The following is a 17945-nucleotide window of genomic DNA, read 5'->3' as shown; positions in this document are numbered from 1 at the left end:
CCGGCCCATGACCGAGCGGGTCCGCGTCACCGGGCCGCCCCGGCACACCACGTCCGGCCGGCCGGCCAGCCGGCTCGGCGACGTCCACGAGCAGACCGCGCTGGGCGACGTCTACCTGCGCTCGCTGCTGCGCGAGCAGCTCGGCCTCGCCCTCGCCGTACTCACGGCGCTGGGGCTGACCCTCGGCCTCCTGCCGCTGGCCTTCCACCTGTGGCCCGGCCTGGTGGACGTCGAGGTGGCGGGCGCGCCGCTCGCGTGGCTGCTGCTGGGCGTCGTCGTCTACCCGTTCCTGCTGCTGCTCGGCTGGCGCTACGTGCGCAGCGTCGAGCGCAACGAGCAGGACTTCGCGGACCTGGTCCAGGGCGGCTCGGAGGAGTCGTCGTGAGCACCGACGCCGTCCCCGGCTTGGTCGCGGTCCTCGCGGTCACCGTCGCGACGGTCGCGATCGGCACGTGGGGACTGCGCTTCTCCCGTACGACGAGCGACTTCTTCGTCGCCTCGCGCACCGTGCGCCCGCGGCTCAACGCGTCGGCCATCGGCGGGGAGTACCTCTCCGCCGCATCCTTCCTCGGCGTCGCCGGATTGCTGCTCCTCGGCGGCGCCGACGTGCTGTGGTACCCCGTCGGCTGGACCGCCGGCTATCTCGTCCTGCTCGTGCTGGTCGCCGCTCCGCTGCGCCGCTCGGGCGCCTACACGCTGCCCGACTTCGCCGAGGCGCGCCTCGGCTCCCGCTGGGTGCGGGCGGCGTCCTCGCTGCTCGTGGTCGGTGTCGGCTGGCTCTACCTCGTGCCGCAGTTCAAGGGCGCCGGCATCACGCTGGAGTCCGCGATCGGCGCGCCCGAGTGGGTCGGTCCGGTGATCGTCGGGCTGGTGGTGCTGGTCAACGTGATGTCCGGCGGGATGCGGTCGATCACCTTCGTCCAGGCCTTCCAGTACTGGCTCAAGCTGACCGCGATCCTCGTCCCCGCCATGGTGCTGCTCGTCGTGTGGTGGGGCGACGGCCGGCCGACGGGCGCGGGCGTCGGCGGCGAGTGGTCGGACCCGGTCGCCGGTGGCGGCGCGGTCGGCCTCTACTCGACGTACTCGCTGGTCATCGCGCTCTTCCTCGGCACGATGGGCCTGCCCCACGTGGTCGTGCGCTTCTACACCAACCCCGACGGCCGCGGCGCCCGCCGCACCACCCTCGCCGTGCTGGCGCTGCTCGGCCTCTTCTACCTCTGGCCGCCCGTGTACGCCGCCCTGGGCCGCGTGTACGGCGACCGGCTGGTCCGCGAGGGCCACGCCGACGTCCTCGTGCTGGAGCTGCCGCGGCTGATGCTGCACGGCTGGGGCGGCGAGCTGCTCACCGGCCTGGTGACCGCCGGCGCCTTCGCGGCCTTCCTGTCGACCGCGTCCGGCCTGGCGATCGCGGTCTCCGGCGTGGTGACGCAGGACGTGACCAACCGGCTGGTCGGGGAGCGGGCCTCCGTCGCGACGGCCTTCCGGCTCGCGGCGGCGGTGGCGGTCGTCGTACCCCTGCTGGTGGCGCTGGTCGTCGGCGAGGTCGGCGTCGCCCAGTCTGTCGGGCTCGCTTTCGCCGTGGCCGCGTCGACTTTCTGCCCTTTGCTGGTGCTCGGGATCTGGTGGCGCGGCCTCACCGACGCGGGAGCGCTGGCCGGCCTCGCGGCGGGCGGCTTCGGCGCCGGCGGCGCCGCGGTGCTCAACCTCGCCGGCGTCGACGCGTCCGGCTGGAGCGGAGCCCTGCTCACCCAGCCCGCGGCGTGGAGCGTGCCGCTGGCCTTCGCGGTGATGGTCGTCGTCTCGCTGGCCACCGCCGGGCGCGCACCTGCGCACGCCCGGCGGTTCCTGGTCCGGCTGCACACCCCGGAGACGCTGGGCGCCGGACGCGGGGGCTCCTGAGGGGGGGTCACGCACCAACCAAATTCGTGGTGCTCAGGGCCGATCCACGACAATTTCGGTAGTTGCGTGGCAAACCAGGACCGGTCACGCCGCGTCGAACTCCGCCGGGTGCGGACCCGTGCGGCCGTCGCGCTCGAGCGCATCGATCGCGCCGAGGTCGGCGTCGGTGAGCTCGAAGCCGAACAGGTCCAGGTTCTCCGCGATCCGCGACGGCGTGACCGACTTCGGGATCACGACGCGGCCCTGCTGGAGGTGCCAGCGCAGGATGACCTGGGCGGGCGTGCGACCGAGCCTCGAGGCGATACCGGTGATGGCGGGGTCGGCGAGGACGGCGCCCTGCGCGAGCGGGCTCCAGGCCTCGGTGACGATGCCGTGGCGAGCGTCCGCGGCCTGGACCGAGCGCTGCTGCAGCGCCGGGTGGAGCTCCACCTGGTTGACCGCGGGGACCGTGCCGCCGAGGGCGACGATCCGGTCGAGGTGCTCCGGCAGGAAGTTGCTGACGCCGATCGCGCGGACGCGGCCGGCGGCGTACAGCTCCTCGAGGCCCTGCCACGCGGCGACGTAGAGGTCGCGGCCGGGGGTGGGCCAGTGGATGAGGTAGAGGTCGGGGTCGAGGCCGAGCAGCTCGACGCTGCGCTCGTAGGCCTCGAGCGGGCGCTCGTGGTCGGAGTTCCACAGCTTGGTGGTCACGAACAGCTCGTCGCGCGCGATGCCGGACGCCGCGATCGCGCGGCCGACGCCCCGCTCGTTGCCGTAGACGGCGGCCGTGTCGATGCTGCGGTAGCCGGCCTCGAGCGCGGCGCTCACGGCCGCCTCGGTGTCGTCGTCGGGCACCTGGAAGACGCCGAAGCCGACCTGCGGCATGGCGACGCCGTTGGCGAGGGTGACGGTGGGGATGGTGCTCATGTTCTTCTCTCCTTCAGGGGTACGACGGTCAGGCTGCGGCCGCGACCGGGACGGGGACCGCGCGGCGCTCGCCGCCCGGGGCCCGGACCGCGACGAGCAGGACGAGGAGGCCGAGCGCGGTCACGCCGGCGCCGGCCCACAGCGGGGAGGTGTAGCCGAGCCCGGCGGCGAGGGTCAGGCCGCCGACCCAGGCACCGAGCGCGTTGCCGACGTTGAAGGCGGCGATGTTGGCGCCGGAGGCGAGCGTGGGTGCGCGGTCGGCGTACGCCATCACCCGCATCTGCAGGCCGGGCACGGTGCCGAAGCCGACGGCGCCCATGAGGACCAGCATGACGACGGTCAGCACCTGGCTGCCGGCGGTGAGGGCGAACACGGCGAGCACGGCGGTCAGCGCGGCGAGGGCGACCTGCAGGGTGCGGACGAGGTCGCGGTCGGCGGCGCGGCCGCCGTACAGGTTGCCGACGAAGAGGCCGACACCGAAGAGCACCAGCAGGAGCGGGACGGCACCCGACGCGAAGCCGCTGACCTCGGTGAGGGTGAACGCGATGTAGGTGAAGCCGCCGAACATGCCGCCGTAGCCGAGCACGGTGACCGCGATGGAGAGCCACACCTGCGGGCTGGCGAACGCCGACAGCTCGGCGCGCACGCCGGCCGACGCGGCCTCGCCGGAACCGGTGCGAGCGGGGACGAGCGCGGCGATGCCCACGAACGCGGCGACGCCGATGACGGTGATCGCCCAGAAGGTCGAGCGCCAGCCGGCGGCCTGGCCGAGCAGGGTGCCGAGCGGGACGCCGAGGACGTTGGCGAGGGTGAGCCCGCCGAACATGAAGGCGATGGCGCTCGCCCTGCGGTCGGGGGCGACCAGCTGCGCGGCGACGACCGAGCCGATGCCGAAGAAGGCGCCGTGGCACAGGGCGGCGACCACGCGGCCGGCCATCATCGTGCCGTAGTCGGGGGCGATCGCGGAGATCAGGTTGCCGAGGATGAAGAGGACCATCAGGCCGAGCAGCGCGGTCTTGCGGGGGATGCGGGTCAGCGCGAGGGTGAGCGCGACGGCGCCGACCGCGACGCTGAGGGCGTAGCCGGAGATCAGGTAGCCGGCGGTGGTCTCGGTGACGGAGAAGTCGTCGGCGACCTCGGGCAGCAGGCCCATGATCACGAACTCGGTGAGGCCGATGCCGAACCCTCCGATCGCGAGGGCGAGCAGTGCGACGGGCATGGAAGTTGCTCCTGGGTGGGGACGGTGCGGAGACGGGTTGCGTCTGTCGATAGTCGGCGCGTGCATTAGTTGCACGCGCCTCGTATTGATAGTTGCACACGCGCACTACCCGCGCAACCCGGGTATGCTGGTGGTCACTGACCGAGGAGGACCCATGGGCATCGCCGACGACGCCGTCGAGATCCGCGCGCAGGGCTGGCGCACGCTGGCCGCCGTGCACGGCCTGATCGAGGCCGCGCTGGAGAAGGCGCTGCAGGCCGAGCACCAGCTCTCGGTCGTCGAGTTCACGGTGCTCGACGCGCTCAGCCGCCAGGACGGCTGGCACATGCGGATGCAGCAGCTGGCCCGCGCCGCCGCCCTCTCCGCCTCCGCGACCACCCGGCTGGTGACCCGCCTCGAGAACCGCGGCCTGCTCACCCGGATCCTGTGCGCCGACGACCGGCGCGGCATCTACACCGAGCTCACCCCCGCCGGCCGGGCGCTGCTCGAGAAGGCCCGGCCGCTCCACGACGACGTGCTGCGCACGACCCTCGAGGAGGCCGGCGACATCCCCGAGCTGGCCGCGCTCGCCCGCTTCGTGGGCTCGGTCGCGGTCGACTGAGGCTGCTCCGACGGCCGACCCCAGCCGCCCCAGCCGACCGCAAGCGAACTCCAAGCGCCGCTGCCTAGCGTCCTCCCCGCACCGTCACCGATCCGTGGAGGACCTCCCGTGAACCACCCTGCCCGCTTCGCCGCACCCGCCGTGCTGCTCCTCGCCCTCGGCATCGCCGCCTGCGGGGGCGAGGAGCCGGACCGCCGGGAGAGGTCGTCCGACAGCCCGTCCGCCACCGAGGGCACGCCGACCGAGACGCCCTCCGACGCCACCACCGAGCAGGCCGGCCCACCGGCCACGATCCTCGAGTACTTCGAGCAGGAGGGCATCGCCCAGACCGCGCTCGGCCCCGACGACGACGGCCCGGTCGTCGACCTGCCGGTCCTCGACGGCTGGAGCGAGAGCGACGACTACAGCAGCGAGGCGTCGTACGGCGCCCTCGTGTACGACGCCGCGGCCGACACGACCCAGCCACCGCGGGTCCTGTCGCTGCTCGCCCGCGTCGAGGGCCCGGCCGACCCGGCGCGGATCCTGGAGCTCGCGCCCGGCGAGCTGCTCGGCCTCGACGGCTTCACCGCCTCCGAGGAGGGCGAGGCCAGCACGCTGGGCGCCTACGACGCGGTCCAGGTCTTCGGCGCGTACTCCAACGGCGGGCAGGACCTCACCATCGCGCAGAAGACGGTGGTCATCCCCGACGGGGACGACCTCTACGTGCTCCAGCTCAACGCCTACGCGCCGCCCGCGGAGACCGACGTGCTCGTGACCGCGCTGCAGCAGATCGACGCGACCACGACGATCACGCCGTGAGGGCCGCCGGGGTCTCGTGACGGTTGCTGCGCAACCTCCTCGACCACCGGGTCACGGCCCGCGCGCAGACCAGGTCGACCAGCAGCGGGTGCGGGCCGATGACGTCCGCGACCACGCTCGCGCCCGCGGCGAGGGCGTCGTGCCGGGCCTTGCGGTGGAAGTGCCCGGTCGCCAGCAGGTACGGCGACACGGCATCGCCCGCCCGCACGACGGCCTCGGGCCGCTGACCCAGACCGGACAGCGTCGCGAGCCGGACCGGCGCGCCCCAGGCATGGGCGAGCAGGGTCGCGGCGCCCTCGAGGTCGGCGGTCGCGAGCGGGTCGGACGAGCCGGCGGCGACGAGGACGACCGGCTGGCCGGGCGTCGCGCCGGCCTCGCGGAGCCGGTCGACCTGGGCGGACGCGAGCAACGGGTCCGGGCCGAGCGCGCCGCCGAGGTGGACGAGGTCGGCGCGGGGAGCAGCCTCGACGGCGGCGGGCAGGTCGTGGCGCAGGTGGTAGCCGGTCGACAGCAGCAGCGGGACGACCACCGTGGGGGTGGTCGTCGCCGCGGCGACGTCGGCGAAGAGCGGCGCGCACAGCTCGACGTACGACGTCGTGGCCTCGACGCCGAGCCGCAGGCCGGCGGCCGCGGTGAGCTCGGCCGCGACGAGGTTGCCGGCGGCGGTGCGGGTGCCGTGGGCGACGGTGACCAGCCTCATGGCGTCACCGCCAGCCGGTAGCCACGCTTGACGACGGTCTGGACGCAGCGGGTGCCGAGCGCCGCCCGCAGCCGGGCGACGGCCATCTCGACGGCGTGCTCCGAACCGGCGGTGCCGGACGGGAGCGCGGCGAGCAGGTCGCGACGCGAGACGACGGTGCCGGGGTTGACGAGCAGCGCCTGGAGGACGGCGTACGGCGCCGGCGACAGCTTGACCTCGACCCCGTCGAGCAGCACGTCGTCGCCGTGGAGCAGCAGGGTGTGGCCGGCGACCTCGAGCGACGTACCGGCCGCGCGGGAGGGCAGCTCGGTCTCGAGCTGCTTGACCATCGCGGCGAGACGCGAGCGCTCGGGGTAGATCGAGGGCACGCCCCACATCTCGAAGGCGGCGGCCGTGACCGGACCGACGCAGGACGCGACGACGTCGGCCTGGAAGGCGGTGACGACCTCGTCGCGGTGGCCCGTGGACGTCGCGGCCTCCATCATCGCGGCGATCGCGGGGGCGGCGGTGAAGGTCACCGCGTGCACCCGGCGCTCGGCGATCTGCTCGATCAGCGCGAACATCGGCTCCGGGTCGGCCGCTCCCTCGACGCGGTAGACGGCGACCGTGGTGACCTCGGCGCCGAGCCGGCGCAGCGCGTGCGCGGCCATCGACAGCGACTGGCCGTGCTCCTGCACCACGATCCGCACGCCGTGGAGGTCGCGCCCGCGCAGGTGCGCGAGCACGTCCTCGAACTCCTCCGACTCCGGCGCCCACAGCTCACGCAGCCCGAACCGGCGTAGCGCACCGACGCTCTTGGGCCCGCGGGCGAGGATCTCGGCGCCGCCGAGGTGGGCGGTCAGGTCGTCCAGCAGCCCCCACCGCTCGGCAGCGGTGAACCACGACTTGAGGCCGATGCCGGTCGTCGCGACGAAGATGTCGACCGGCTGGGCCAGCACGTCCTTCGTCGCGGCCAGCAGCCCGACCTCGTCGATCCGGTTGGGGTCGACGGACAGCGCAGGCGCGTGCACGACCTCCGCGCCACGGCGCTCCAGCAGCGCGACCTGCTCGTCGGCCCGGCGGGCAGCCGTCACCCCGATCCGGAATCCGAGGAGGGGCTGCTCGCTGGTCGGCACCGTCACAGTGTCTCGCGCCGCGCGCCGACGAGCACCATCCCGTCGGCGACGCGGACGTCCCAGGTCGGTACGACGACCGCCGGGTCGTCGATGCAGGCGCCCGTGCGGAGGTCGAACGGCTGCTTCAGCAGGGGGCTGGCCACGAAGGGCACCTGCTCCTCCGCATCGCCGGCGCGGACCGTCTTCGTGCCCACGATCCCCCGGGAGAGGACGGAGGCGCGGCCGAACGGGTCGAAGTTCGAGAGCGCGAACACCTGGTCGTCGTACGTCCGGAAGACGGCGACGGCCTCGCCGTCGACGAGCGCGGTGACGCCCGACTCGGGCCGGATCTGCTCGAGGCGGCAGACGGCGGTCTCCATCGCGGTCGCGTCCTGCTCGGCGGTGTGCGTCATCGGGGGCCTCCCACCGGGATCGTGGCGCCGAGCGAGACCGGCCCGTCGTTGTTGGCGGCCTGGATCTGGCCGCGCTCCTCGCGGAAGGTGATGTTGGGGTCGGGCGTGCCGGGCGCGTTGACGAAGGACACGAAGCGGGCGAGCTTCTCCGGGTCCTCGATCGTGGCCTTCCACTCGTCGAAGTAGGAGTCGACGTGGCGGGCCATGGCGGCCTCCAGCTCGGCGCCGAGGCCGAGGCTGTCGTCGACGACGACCTCGCGGATCCGGTCCAGCCCGCCGATGGCGTCCATCCAGTACGACGTGCGCTGGAGCCGGTCGGCGGTGCGGATGTAGTACATGAGGAACCGGTCGAGGTAGCGGATCAGCTCCTCGCGGGACAGGTCGCCGGCCAGCAGCTGCGCGTGGGCCGGGATGGCGCCGCCGTTGCCGCAGACGTAGAGGTTCCAGCCCTTCTCGGTGGCGATGATGCCGAAGTCCTTGGACCGCGCCTCCGCGCACTCGCGGGCGCAGCCCGAGACGCCGCCCTTGAGCTTGTGGGGCGAGCGCAGGCCGCGGTAGCGCAGCTCCAGCTCGATCGCCATGCCGACGGAGTCCTGCACGCCGTAGCGGCACCAGGTGGAGCCGACGCAGGACTTCACCGTGCGCAGCGACTTGCCGTAGGCGTGCCCGGACTCCATGCCGGCGTCGACGAGCCTCTTCCAGATCGCCGGAAGGTCCTCCATGCGGGCGCCGAAGAGGTCGATCCGCTGGCCACCGGTGATCTTGGTGTAGAGGCCGAACTCCTTGGCGACCTGGCCGATCACGATCAGCTTGTCGGGCGTGATCTCGCCGCCGGGGATGCGCGGGACGACCGAGTAGGTGCCGTTCTTCTGCAGGTTGGCGAGATACGCGTCGTTGGTGTCCTGCAGCGTCGCGTTGGCGCCGTCGAGCACGTGGTGGTTGAGCAGGCTGGCGAGGATCGAGGCGACCGCGGGCTTGCAGATGTCGCAGCCGCGACCCCTGCCGTGGCCCTCGATGATGTCGTCGAAGCGGTTGTAGCCGTGGACGGCGACCACCTCGAAGAGCTCCTGCCGGGTCATCGCGAAGTGCTCGCACAGCGACTTGTCGACGACCTTGCCGGTCGCGGCGAAGTGGTCCTCGACGATCTTCTTCACGACCGTCTTGCACGACCCACAGGTCGAGCCGGCCTTCGTGCACTTGGTGACGCAGCCGGCGTCGGTGCAGGGGCCTCCGTCGTTGAGGGTCGCCCCGTCGGAGACGGCCGCCTTGATCTCGGCCTTGGTGACGTCGTTGCAGGAGCAGACCTGCGCCTCGTCCGGCAGCCCGAGCTCGACGCCGCCGCCGCGCCCGGCCGGGAGGATCAGCTCCTCCGGGTTGGCCGGCAGCTCCATGCCACTGCCGACCATCGGCCGCAGCACGCCGTACGCCGAGGCGTCGCCGACCAGGATGCCGCCGAGCAGCTCGAAGCCGCCCTTGTCGTTCTCCTTGACGACGAGCTTCTTGTAGATGCCCGCCACCGCGTCGGCGAAGACCAGCTCCAGGCAGTCGTCGGTGCTGCCGAAGGCGTCGCCGAAGGACGCCACGTCGACACCGAGCAGCTTGAGCTTGGTGGACATGTCGGCGCCGGTGAACGCACCCGCCTCGCCACCGAGCAGCGTGTCGACGACGACCTCGGCCATCGTGTAGCCGGGCGCGACCAGGCCGTACATCCGGCCGCCCGGGGCGGCGCACTCGCCGATCGCCCAGATGTTCTCGTCGGAGGTGCGGCACTGCTCGTCGACCAGGACGCCGCCGCGCTCGGCGATGTCGAGGCCGGCCTCGCGGGCGATCGCGTCACGGGGGCGGATGCCCGCGGAGAAGACGACGATGTCGAGGGGCAGCGTGTCCTCGTCCTTGAACTTGATGCCGCTGACCTTCCCGTCGGCGTCCCCGTCGATCAGCTCGGTCAGCACGCCGGTGTGGACGGTGAGGCCGAGCTCCTCGACGTGCCGCTTGAGGGTCGCGCCGCCGGCGTCGTCGACCTGCACGGCCATCAGCCGCGGCGCCATCTCGACCACGTGCGTCGCGACGCCCAGCTGGTGCAGCGCGTTCGCGGCCTCCAGGCCGAGCAGGCCGCCACCGATCACCGCACCGGCCCGCGCGCCCCGCGACGCCTCGCGGATCGCCTCGAGGTCCTCGATGGTGCGGTAGACGAAGACGTTGTCGAGGTCCTTGCCCGGCACCGGCGGCACGAAGGGCGCCGCACCCGTCGCGAGGACCAGCTCGTCGTAGCGGACCGTGTCGCCGTCGGCGAGGGTCACGACCTGCGCGTCCCGGTCGATGTGGGTGACCTCGGCCTCGAGCAGCAGCCTGACCCGCGGGTCGTCGTACACGCCCTCGGGGAGGAAGGAGAGCGCCTCCGCGCCCACCTCGAAGAAGGAGGTCAGGGCGACGCGGTCGTACGCCGGGCGCGGCTCCTCGCCGAGCACCACGATGTCGTGGGTCTCGGTCAGCCCGCGCTCGATCGCGGCCTGGACGAAGCGGTGGCCGACCATGCCGTGGCCGACCACGACGAGTTGCTTGCGGAGGTGAGGAGCCATGGTTCAGGCACCTTTCGTGGCGAGGGCGGGGTCACTGCTGCGGCTCTGCAGGAGCTGGCGGACGGTGCTGGCGCAGCCACCGCATCCGGTGGTCGCGCGGGTGGTGTCGCGGACCTGCTCGTACGACGAGCAGCCGCGGATCCGGCCGGCGGTGACGCCGGCGCAGGCGCACACCTCGGCGTCGTCGGGGAGGGTGAGCGCGGCGCTGCGCTCCTCCCCGGTGCGCTCCGGCATGAGGAGGTTCCCGGGCTCGCGCGGCCCGAGGACCGTCTGCCGGTCGAAGTGCTGGGTGATCAGGCCGACGCGCGAGAGGTCGCCGACCAGGGTGGCGGCCACGATCCGGCCGTCGCGGACGACGAGGCGGCGGTGCGAGCCGGAGATCGGGTTGGAGACCTCGACGACCTCGCCGCCGGTGGCGATCTCCCGCTCGGCGTCACCCAGGACGGCGACGTCGAGGTCGGTGGCCCGCAGACGGGCGACGATGCGGGCGCCGTCGTACGTCACGGGCTCGTCGCAGAGGATGCCCGCCAGGACCCCGGCCTGCTCCCATGCCGGCGGGACGAAGCCCGTCGTGCGACCACCGTGCTCGACGCAGTCGCCGAGGGCGTGGATGCTCGGGTCGGTGACACTGGCGAGCCGGTCGTCCACGACGATGCCGCGACGGACCTCGAGGCCGGCGCCGCGGGCCAGCGCCGTCGACGGGCGACCGCCGGCGGTGAGGACCAACAGGTCGGTGTCGAGGGTGAAGCCGTTGTCGAGGCGCAGCGAGACCCGGCCGGGGTTGCGCGGCAGCGGGTCGAGGACGCGGACCCGTCCCCGGCCCAGCGGACCGTCCTCCGAGTCGAGCCGGATCGCCCGCGAGCCGGTGTAGACCGCGACGCCGAGCTTCTTCAGGTCGCGGGCGAGGATGCGCCCCGCGGCGGTGTCGATCTGCTGGTGGAGCACGTGCTCGGCACCCTCGACGATCTCCGTGTCGAGGCCGCGGGCGCCCAGCGCACGGGCGACCTGCAGGCCGAGCAGGCCGCCACCGACGACCACCGCGCGGCGGTTGACCGGACGGCCGTCCTCGTCGGTCGCGGTGATCGCGTCGAGCAGCCGCTCGCAGTCGGCCAGGCTGCGGAAGGCGTGCACCGCGTCGTGGAGCGAGCCGTCCATGCGGACCAGGCCGCGGATCGGCGGGAGCGTGGGGATGCTGCCCGTGGCGAGCACCAGGACGTCGTACTCGATGAGGGTGCCGTCGACGAGCATCACGTCGCGGTGGTCGCGGTCGACCCCCAGCACGCGGGCACCGAGACGGAGGTCGATGCCGTGCTCGTCGTACCACTCGGGTGAGCGGAGCGTGAGCGCCTCGGCGCGGTGCGTGCCCTCGAGGACGGCGGACAGCAGGATCCGGTTGTACGGCGCCACGGGCTCGTCGCCGAGGACGGTGATCGCGTACAGCTCGGTGGCCCGGCGGGCCACCAGCTCCTCGACGAGCCGGGTCGCGGCCATGCCGGAGCCGACGACGACGAGCCGCCGCAGCGGCTGGTCGGGGCGGTGGCTCTCGGTCATGTGTCCATGCTGCTGGCCGGAGATTTCACGTCCCGCGCCCGTGATGGACCCCGAGGTCAACTAGTCCTCACGGCCTCACCGTCCTCACGGCATCACGCCGTCGCGACGGTCACGAGGGCGTTAATCAGACGAGGACCTCGGCCGCGCAGACCTTGAACTCCGGCATCCGGCTCGACGGGTCGAGGGCGTCATTGGTGAGCCGGTTGGCGCCGACCCAGTGGAAGGGCACGAAGACCGTGTCGGGTCGGATGGTGGTCACGACCCGCGCCGGCGCCTTCATCTCGCCGCGCCGGGTGCGGACCAGGACGGGATCGCCGTCGTGCGCGCCGATCCGGTCGGCGAGCATCGGGTGGATCTCGACGAACGCGCCCTCGTCGGTGAGCCCCTTGATCCGGCGGGTCTGCGCGCCGGACTGGTACTGCGCCAGCACGCGGCCCGTCGTCAGGTGCACCGGGTACGACGCGTCGGGCTGCTCGGCCGCGCCGGCGAACTCCTGCACCAGGAAGCGTGCCCGGCCGTCCGGGGTCGGGAAGGACTCGGTGAACATCCGCGGCGTGCCGGGGTGGGGCGCGGCGTCGCCATCGGTCGCCGGGCAGGGCCAGAAGACGCCCTTCTCCTCGGCGATCCGCGCGTAGGTGATGCCGGAGTAGTCGGCCTTGCCGCCGGCCGACGCGCGACCGAGCTCCTCGAAGATCTCCTCCGGGTCGGTCGAGAAGTCGATGGGGGCGCCGAGGCGCGAGGCGAGGCCGGCGATGACGTCGAGGTCGCTGCGTACCCCGGCCGGCGGCGTGATCGCGCGCCGGCGCAGGATGACGCGACCCTCGAGGTTGGTCATGGTCCCGCTCTCCTCGGCCCACTGCGTGATCGGCAGGACGACGTCGGCGAGCGCGGCGGTCTCGGACATCACGATGTCGCAGACGACCAGCAGGTCGAGGGACTCCAGTCGCTGGGTGACGTGGGTGGCGTGCGGCGCGGACACCACGATGTTGGAGCCGAAGACGAGCAGCGCCCTCGGGCCACCGCCGTCGCCGAGCGACTCGAGCAACTCGTAGGCGGACCTCCCCTTGCCGGGGAGGGTGTCCGGGTCCACGCCCCAGACACCGGCCACGTGCGCACGCGCCGCGGGGTCGTCGATCATCCGGTAGCCCGGCAGCTGGTCGGCCTTCTGGCCGTGCTCGCGGCCGCCCTGGCCGTTGCCCTGGCCGGTGAGGCAGCCGTAGCCGGACGACGGCTTGCCGGGCATGCCCAGCGCGAGCGCCACGTTGAGCCAGCCGAGCACGGTCGCGGTGCCCTGGGCGTGCTGCTCGGCACCGCGCGCGGTCAGCACGATCACCTTCTCGTTGCCGGCGAGCAGGTCGACCAGCGCCCGCAGCTCGTCGGTCGCCACCCCGGTGGTGCGCTCGACGCGCTCGGGCCACCAGGCGGCCACCGAGCGGCGGACCTCGTCGAAGCCGGTGGTGCGGCGGGCGACGTACTCCTCGTCGACGGCGCCCCGCGCGTCCAGCAGGTGCAGGACGCCGAGCGCGAGGGCCAGGTCCGTGCCGGGCACCGGCTGCAGGAAGAGGTCGGCACGCTCGGCCGTCGAGGTCAGGCGGGGGTCGATGACCACGACCTTGCCGCCGCGCTCGCGGAGCCGGTCGAGGTGGCGGGCGGCGGGCGGCATCGTCTCGGCCAGGTTGGAGCCCACGAGCACGACCACGTCCGCCTGCTCGATGTCCACCAGCGGGAAGGGCAGCCCGCGGTCGACGCCGAAGGCCTGGTTGCCGGCGCTCGCGGCCGAGCTCATGCACCAGCGGCCGTTGTAGTCGATCTGGCTGGTGCCGAGTGCGACCCGGGCGAACTTGCCGAGCTGGTAGGACTTCTCGTTCGTCAGGCCGCCGCCGCCGAAGACCGCGACCGCGTCGTTGCCGTGCTCGGCCTGCAGGACCGCGAGCCGGCGGGCGATGTGGTCGAGGGCCTCGTCCCACTCGGCGGCTCGGAGCTCGCCGGTGGCGCGGTCGCGGACCATCGGGGTGGTCAGCCGATCCCGGCTGCCGCGCAGCTCCCCGGACGTCCAGCCCTTGCGGCACATCGCGCCCTCGTTGACCGGGAACTCCTCCCAGGCACCGATCTCGATGCCCGCGCGACCCTTCCGCGAGATCGCCATGCCGCACTGCAGGCTGCAGTAGGGGCAGTGCGTCTTCACGGGGCTGCGGTCGGCGGTCTCGGTCATGTCGTCCCTTCCAGTTCTCGGGCGGTTGTGGCTCCGGTTCAACTACCGAATTCGTCGCGGACCCGGCGGTCTCGCGACGAATCCGGTAGTTGCGCGGCGACTCAGACCCCGACGTACCCGGTGTCCGCCTTGGCGCCGGAGCGCTTGCGGAGGTAGACGGTGAAGGTCACGAGGGCGCAGACCACGTAGAACACCGTGAAGATGGTGAAGGCGCTCTTGGTGGCGTCGAGCGGCGCGGTCACCCACGGGCTGTTGAACGTGATCGGGATCAGGAAGCCGCCCAGCGCACCCACCGCGCCGATGATGCCGACCGCGGCGGACGACTTCTTCGTGGCGTCGAGGACGGCGAGCTCACGCTCGGGGGTGCCCTCACCGGTCGCGACGACGGCGTCCTTGCGGAAGATCGCCGGGATCATCTTGTACGTCGAGCCGTTGCCGATGCCGGTGCAGGCGAAGACGAACAGGAAGATGCCGAGGAAGAGCGGGAAGATGTCGGCGTTGGACTCGACCGCGGCCCGCACGGCGTCGGGGTACTGGAAGGCGGCCGGGTCGGCGGCGATCTCCGCGAGCTTGGCCTTGTCCGGCGGCGGCGGGAGCTCCTGCAGCTGGCTCAGCGTGAAGAGGATGCCGAGCGTGCCGACGACCAGGCCCGAGAAGGCGAGCAGCGTGACCCGGGCACCGCCGAAGCGGTCGGCCAGGTAGCCACCGAGCGGACGGGCGACCGAGCCGACGAGGGCACCGAGGAACGCGTAGAAGGCGAAGTTGATGCCGATGCCCTCGACCGCCGGGACCGGCTGGCGCCAGAAGTTCAGCTTGATGAGCAGGGGCATCGCGGCGGAGTAGCCGATGAACGAGCCGAAGGTGCCGATGTAGAGGAACGACATGACCCACGTGTGCTTGTGCTTCAGCACGCTCAGCTGCTGCTTGGTGTCGGTCTTGGCGTTGGACAGGTTGTCCATGAAGAAGAACGCGGCGAGCACCGCGATGACCGCGAGGCCGGCGTACACCCAGGCAGCGCGCTCGAGGTGGATGCCACCCTGCGAGGCCTTCACCAGGCCGAAGATGCCGGCGCCGCCGACGATCACGGGCAGGAAGAACTGGATGATCGCGACACCCAGGTTGCCGCCCGCGGCGTTGAGGCCGAGCGCGGCGCCCTTGAGGCGCGCCGGGTAGAAGAAGTTGATGTTGGCCATCGAGCTGGCGAAGTTGCCGCCGCCGAAGCCGGCGGTCGCCGCGATCACGCAGAAGGTCCAGTACGGCGTGTCCGGCTGCGTCACGAAGTAGGCGAACGACAGGGTCGGGATCAGCAGCAGGGCCGCGCTGACCATCGTCCAGTTGCGACCGCCGAACTTGCCGACCGCCAGGGTGTAGGGCACCCGAATCAGCGCGCCGACGAGGTTCGGGATGGCGATGAGGAAGAAGAGCTGCTGCGGCGTGAAGGTGAACCCCTGCGCGACCAGGAACGCCGACGAGACGCTCCAGATCAGCCACACCGAGAACCCGAGGTGCTCGGCGAAGATCGACCAGATCAGGTTGCGCTTGGCGATCGGCGCACCGGTGGTCTCCCAGAACTCCTTGTCCTCGGGCCTCCAGTCCTCGATCCACCGCCCGGATCGGTGGGCCTTGGTCGGACTCGGCGCGGTGGCGAGCGACTCGTCCGGGCCGTTGTTGGTGGTCAGTGTCATTCTCGGGCTCCTGGCGTTACCCGGTCGTCGAGGAGCTTGCGCAGCAAGCGTCACGAGACGCGGGGATGTCGGATGGTGGACCCGATCCTGTGCGCCCCTCGTTTCGCCCCATCGTGTTGCGAGATTTCCTTGCGTCAACTCGATCTCACGGGCTCACGCACCTCACGGACTCACCTCCGGTGCGTTCCGTGTCGGCGGTCATCCGGACCTCACTGCGAACGCGGAGGCCGAGCACCGGCCAGTGGATCGACTCCAGGACATCGGCAGCGTGGACCTGCTGTTGCGGAGCTGATCAGGCGATGAGCTGGTAGCGGCCGGGGCCGGTCTGGACGTAGCGGGGTTCTCGCCAGCCGGGTGGGGCGGGCGCGGTGGCGGTGTAGCGGTGGCCGGTCGGGGTGATCGTCTCGACCTGGTGACGGTCGACGGGGTGCCCGACCTGGTGTTGTCGCCAGCCCGGGGCTTGTTTGGCGTGGTTGCACGCCTGGCACAGGCCCTGGCCGTCGTCGGCCGTGGTCTCGCCACCGTCGGCGACGGGGGTGATGTGGTCGTTGTGCCGGATGGGCGCATCACAGAACGGGGTGGCGCAGATCCCGGCCCCGCGCAGGGCGAGGAACTCACCCATCGCCTCGGTGTGGAACCTGCTGCGGGTGCTCATCGCGACCAGCCGGCCCAAGCGGTTGCGGTACAGGCACCGGAACCAGTTGATCACCTCGCTGTCAGCCGGCTGGTCGATGGCCTGGGCGAGGAGGTTGCGGGCGACCTCGACCGGCACCACCTCGGCCGGTACGCCGTCCGCGGAGACCTCCGCAGGGGCGTGGCCACCGGCCAGGGACTCGTCGGAGATCACCACGTCGACCGTGACCGGCACGGCCGGCGCTGCCTCGGGGGTGCCGATGTCGGCGACCCCGGTGATCCGGGCGACGAGCAGGTCGCTCATCAGCTGACCGAGGGACCTGGGGTCGCCGGCGGCACGGGCCGCCTCAGCGGCCTTGCGGAGCGCGGCGTAGGCCGCGACCCCTTGGGCGACCGGGACCAGCGCGGTCAGGTAGGTCATCGTGTCGGGTGCCGGCCGGACCGTGACGTTGCGTTCGCTGGCGGCCTTGCGGGCCCGGCGAGCGACCGCAGCGGGGTCGAGCTCGGCCACGAGCCGGCGGATCCGGCCGATCAGTTCCCGGGTCCCGACCCCGGCGAGGGCGGCAGGGTCGGCGCAGGTCTCCTCGTCGGCGAACATCCGTAGCTCAAGCGGCAGGCAGGCGGTCTCGCGGGCCAGCAGCATCGCGCGGAACTCGGACAGGGAGCCGTCGCGGAGCCGGGCCAGGGTGTGCGGCATCTCGGCGTGAAGGACCTTCGCCAGACCGAGCAGGACCTGCCCGCGGTGGGGTGACTCGCGGCGGGCCAGGGCGATCTCGGAGGCGACACCGCGGCCCTGGCGGGCCGCCCGGACACCGGCCGCTGCCTCGTCGGCGCGGCGGCGGGCGTCGTACACCACCGACACCTCGGCCTGCACCGCAGCCGCGGCCGACTTCAACACCTCCAACGCCGCGACCACGTCGACCTGCGCAGCAGGGTGCTCCGGGCAGGCACTACCGGTGATCCGGTCAACGAAGGATCGGACCTCCTCCGCCGTGAGCTGCGCTGCCATACCCATATGATACTCGAACGCATGTTCGAACGCCACGCTGTCCACAACCGACTTCCTGGGGACGCGCGCATGCCCATCGGCACTAGCCGGGGGAGACGGCCGAGCAGATCGTCACCTATCCGTCGAAGACCTCGTCACCAGTGGTGAACTCGTCGAAGAACAGATTGCCGGTGCTCAGATTGGCGTGGACGGTCGCCACGCTGGTGGCCAGGCACCGGAAAGTCTGACCGGGGATCCTGGCGAGGTCGACGATCTCGACTGATGCGAGTCCGCCGTCGCCTGCCGCCTCCGCGACGCTGCGGGTGTCGACGAGGATCGCGTAGCCCCGCATACCTGCCGCTTCAGATAGCTCCGCCGCGTCGACCAGGTCGGCGGCCGTGATGCCTGCGAAGGCCGGGTCGTCAATCACGTCGAGCGGGACCGAGTAGCCCGGGTCGAAGTCGTCCGGGTCGTTGTCGATCGGACTGCTGAAATCGACAGGCGTTGAGACGGCCTTCGCAAGACGCCGCCAGGCCTTCGGGTCGCTGAAGTCCACCCGGATCAGGGGGAGGCGTTCTCTAGGCAATGCGGCCTCGAGAACAGTGGTGAGTCCATCGATGCCAGGCACAGACCGGACCTTCTCATGCCGACCGGTCGCCCGTCCCGG

Annotated in this window: 15 protein-coding genes; 4 read left to right on the top strand and 11 right to left on the bottom strand. The window is 72.3% G+C overall.

The genetic code is table 11. From position 1 onward, the window contains the following. Nucleotides 1-7: 7 nt before the first annotated feature. Nucleotides 8-385: a hypothetical protein gene (locus BJ993_RS11715; protein ID WP_179648938.1), complete on the top strand. Its 378-nt coding sequence runs from the start codon at nt 8-10 to the stop codon at nt 383-385. Beyond that, complete coding sequence (locus BJ993_RS11710) at nt 382-1899, top strand: sodium/solute symporter (RefSeq protein WP_179648937.1); 1518 nt, start codon at nt 382-384, stop codon at nt 1897-1899. The genes BJ993_RS11715 and BJ993_RS11710 overlap by 4 nt, the downstream gene beginning before the upstream one ends. Nucleotides 1900-1983: 84 nt before the next feature. On the opposite strand, the gene BJ993_RS11705 is transcribed toward BJ993_RS11710, so the two are convergent. Both BJ993_RS11705 and BJ993_RS11700 read right to left on the bottom strand, forming a co-directional pair. Further along, a complete protein-coding gene (locus BJ993_RS11705) occupies nt 1984-2805 on the bottom strand; it encodes an aldo/keto reductase (RefSeq protein ID WP_179648936.1) in 822 nt (273 codons plus the stop codon). A 28-nt stretch (nt 2806-2833) separates the two neighbouring features. Beyond that, nucleotides 2834-4024 (bottom strand): MFS transporter, encoded by a 1191-nt coding sequence (locus BJ993_RS11700; protein WP_179648935.1) that lies wholly within the window; start codon nt 4022-4024, stop codon nt 2834-2836. A gap of 154 nt (nt 4025-4178) precedes the next feature. On the opposite strand from BJ993_RS11700, the gene BJ993_RS11695 reads away from it, so the two are divergent. Then, complete coding sequence (locus BJ993_RS11695) at nt 4179-4625, top strand: MarR family winged helix-turn-helix transcriptional regulator (RefSeq protein WP_036543505.1); 447 nt, start codon at nt 4179-4181, stop codon at nt 4623-4625. Between the two features lie 108 nt (nt 4626-4733). Further along, a complete protein-coding gene (locus tag BJ993_RS11690; protein WP_179648934.1) occupies nt 4734-5423 on the top strand; it encodes an LpqN/LpqT family lipoprotein in 690 nt (229 codons plus the stop codon). Here BJ993_RS11690 and BJ993_RS11685 read toward each other — a convergent pair. From BJ993_RS11685 to BJ993_RS11645, 9 genes are all read right to left on the bottom strand, one after another. Then, on the bottom strand, nt 5413-6123 hold the full coding sequence (locus BJ993_RS11685; protein WP_179648933.1) for a sirohydrochlorin chelatase: 711 nt from the start codon (nt 6121-6123) through the stop codon (nt 5413-5415). The genes BJ993_RS11690 and BJ993_RS11685 overlap by 11 nt on opposite strands. Continuing rightward, a complete protein-coding gene (locus tag BJ993_RS11680; RefSeq protein ID WP_179648932.1) occupies nt 6120-7238 on the bottom strand; it encodes a uroporphyrinogen-III synthase in 1119 nt (372 codons plus the stop codon). Before BJ993_RS11680 ends, BJ993_RS11685 begins: the two co-directional genes overlap by 4 nt. A gap of 2 nt (nt 7239-7240) precedes the next feature. Then, on the bottom strand, nt 7241-7630 hold the full coding sequence (nirD, locus tag BJ993_RS11675; RefSeq protein WP_179648931.1) for a nitrite reductase small subunit NirD: 390 nt from the start codon (nt 7628-7630) through the stop codon (nt 7241-7243). Beyond that, nucleotides 7627-10209, bottom strand: coding sequence for a nitrite reductase large subunit NirB (gene nirB, locus BJ993_RS11670; RefSeq protein ID WP_179648930.1), 2583 nt, complete (start codon nt 10207-10209; stop codon nt 7627-7629). Before nirB ends, nirD begins: the two co-directional genes overlap by 4 nt. A 3-nt stretch (nt 10210-10212) precedes the next feature. Continuing rightward, nucleotides 10213-11760, bottom strand: a complete 1548-nt coding sequence (locus tag BJ993_RS11665) for an FAD-dependent oxidoreductase (protein WP_179648929.1) — start codon at nt 11758-11760, stop codon at nt 10213-10215. A 124-nt stretch (nt 11761-11884) separates the two neighbouring features. Next, the gene (locus tag BJ993_RS11660) at nt 11885-13972 is read right to left on the bottom strand and encodes a molybdopterin oxidoreductase family protein (RefSeq protein ID WP_179648928.1); all 2088 of its coding nucleotides are present in this window, start codon (nt 13970-13972) and stop codon (nt 11885-11887) included. A 101-nt stretch (nt 13973-14073) separates the two neighbouring features. Then, the gene (locus tag BJ993_RS11655) at nt 14074-15657 is read right to left on the bottom strand and encodes an MFS transporter (protein WP_179648927.1); all 1584 of its coding nucleotides are present in this window, start codon (nt 15655-15657) and stop codon (nt 14074-14076) included. A gap of 292 nt (nt 15658-15949) precedes the next feature. Beyond that, nucleotides 15950-17299 (bottom strand): HNH endonuclease, encoded by a 1350-nt coding sequence (locus BJ993_RS11650; protein WP_179648926.1) that lies wholly within the window; start codon nt 17297-17299, stop codon nt 15950-15952. Between the two features lie 115 nt (nt 17300-17414). Then, nucleotides 17415-17906: a DUF6924 domain-containing protein gene (locus BJ993_RS11645; RefSeq protein WP_036543518.1), complete on the bottom strand. Its 492-nt coding sequence runs from the start codon at nt 17904-17906 to the stop codon at nt 17415-17417. Nucleotides 17907-17945: the final 39 nt, after the last annotated feature.

The sequence above is a fragment of the Nocardioides aromaticivorans genome (genome assembly GCF_013408525.1).
GTDB lineage: Bacteria > Actinomycetota > Actinomycetes > Propionibacteriales > Nocardioidaceae > Nocardioides > Nocardioides aromaticivorans.
The sequence above is the reverse complement of the archived record's forward strand: the minus strand, read 5'-3'. Positions and strand labels throughout refer to the sequence as shown.